This is a genomic window from Alcanivorax sp. HI0083, assembly GCF_001635175.1.
Window position 1 is genome coordinate 1 of record NZ_LWFX01001217.1, and the last position, 2,105, is coordinate 2,105.

Below are 2,105 nucleotides of genomic sequence, written 5' to 3' on the forward strand. Positions count from 1 at the left end.
GGCCCTGTATCAGCGCGCCCACGAGATGCCGCACATCCGCATCCTCGGCATCGACTGCCACATCGGCAGCCAGCTGACCAAGCTTGCGCCCTTTGAAGATGCACTGGACCGGGTGCTGAAACTGCTTGCCCAGCTGCAGGAGCATGGCATCGAAATCCATCACCTGGATCTGGGCGGTGGCCTGGGCGTCACCTACGACGATGAAACGCCACCGGACCGTGCGGCTTATGTGCAGGCCCTGCTCAAGCACATCCCCGGCGAGCTGCCCGTACATATCGAACCGGGCCGCTCCATTGCCGCCAACGCCGGCCTGTTCATTACCCAGGTGTTGTTCCTCAAGCCCACCGAGCACAAGAACTTCGCCATCGTCGACGGCGCCATGAACGACCTGATTCGCCCGAGCCTGTATTCCGCTTGGCAAAATATCGTGCCGGTGAAACCCCATGACGCCGATTGCCGTAACTGGGATATCGTCGGCCCGGTGTGCGAAACCGGCGACTTCCTCGGCAAGGACCGCGCCCTGTCCCTGGAAACCGGCGACCTGCTGGCCGTGCGCAGCGCCGGCGCTTACGGCTTCGCCATGGCCAGCAACTACAACAGCCGCAACCGCCCCGCCGAGATCATGGTGGATGGCGACCAGGCCTTTGTGGTGCGTCAGCGGGAAACCTATGACGAACAGCTCAAGCTGGAGTCGCTGCTGCCGTAACGAGAGACGCTGCGCGCAACACGCTTGGGGCAACAACGCGAAAGCGGCTGGGAGATAGAGTGAACACAAAAAGCCGCGCCAGACGAATGTCGGGGCGGCTTTTTTCTGCCGCCGCGAAGCTCACCTGTGGGAGCGAATTTTGTGGTTAACTAGATCCAAAGTGGCAACCTGAAACGGTCATGGCCCGACACGCGCTCCTGCTTTTTGTTCTCGCGGTTTTTACCGCACCGTCCCAAGCGGCCACGCCACTGGACCAGGCCGTCCGTCTGAGCCTGGCAGAAAACTATGTCACCGCCGCCCTTCTCACCGGCGGCAATGCCGTACGCTTCGGCTTCTGGGATTTCGATCCCAACAACTACATCGGTTTCGAGGATGAAAACCTGGGTTCACTGGAAGCCCAGGAACTTCGCCAGCGCCTTACCACCCTGTCCATCCCCTACACCTGGAGCAGGCCACTGGGGGAAGACAGCAATACCCTGGTGCTTGGCGTGAAGGCCGCTTACCTCGGCCAGCAACAGGAGACCCGACTGGTCAGCCCCGACCAACGCGTGGAGGACAGGATCGACGGCTCAGTGACCACACTGTCCATGGGTGGGGAAGTCCGTCACCGGATGAATGATCATGTCGGCCTGGCCGCAGGCATGAACCTGCTCTGGCAGCGCTACCGCAATGACACGGATTTCAACACCCCGGAATCCCAGGCCCTGGCACCGCTGGCCGATGGGCTGATAACCAACTATCGCGCCAATGCCTGGCAGGCCGAACCCCATGTTCGTGCCACCTGGTTTGTCGACGGGCGCGGCGCAGAACTGAAGCTGATCAGTGATTTTCACTACATGCATGGGCGCACCTATAACACCGGAGAATCCGCCCACGATGTGCAACCGGAAGCCTGGTATTGGGCCAACGGCGTCCGCTGGCGCCACCCCTTTGTCACCCGCATACTGCCCGGCCAGAATGTCTGGCTGCAGGCCTCACGGTATGATCTGGGCGGCGATCTGGATGGTCCGCTGGGTAACCACTATTACTACGAAGCCGGGGTTGGCTGGTTACTGGACCTGCGAAAAAGGGGAATCCCTTTCGTGGACAACGTGGGCATCGGCATCAACCTGAACTATGGCAGCGTGCTGCGCGGCGGCACCCTGGTGCTGTTGTTCAACGAGGAGTAGTGGCCACTGCTTGCGGCGGGGTCAACCGCAGTACCTTGATGCCCAGCCAGGCATAGGCTAGCGCCAGCACCGGGTTGATCAGGTTGAAGAACGCATAGAAAAGGTAATCGGTCACCGGCACCAGCAGCACCGACTGCATGTAGGCTCCACAGGTATTCCAGGGGATCAGCGGGCTGGTGATGGTGCCGCCATCTTCCAGCGCACGGGACAGGTTTACCGGGGCCAGCCCT

At 61.2% G+C, this 2,105-nt stretch carries 2 protein-coding genes and 1 pseudogene; 2 read left to right on the forward strand and 1 reads right to left on the reverse strand.

The genetic code is table 11. From position 1 onward, the window contains the following. A pseudogene (locus A3754_RS17700) lies at positions 1-706 on the forward strand (diaminopimelate decarboxylase); the annotation flags it as partial. Between the two features lie 179 nt (positions 707-885). Beyond that, a complete protein-coding gene (locus A3754_RS17705) occupies positions 886-1,875 on the forward strand; it encodes a Solitary outer membrane autotransporter beta-barrel domain (RefSeq protein WP_063520759.1) in 990 nt (329 codons plus the stop codon). On the opposite strand, the gene A3754_RS17710 is transcribed toward A3754_RS17705, so the two are convergent. Beyond that, positions 1,862-2,105 (reverse strand): Na+/H+ antiporter NhaC family protein (locus A3754_RS17710; protein ID WP_304439843.1); only part of this gene is annotated, 244 nt, incomplete at its 5' end. The genes A3754_RS17705 and A3754_RS17710 overlap by 14 nt on opposite strands.

Excerpts from the sequence above, each read along its gene's own strand:
- A3754_RS17705 (WP_063520759.1), top strand. The coding sequence starts at position 886 with ATGGCCCGACACGCGCTCCTGCTTTTTGTTCTCGCGGTTTTTACCGCA.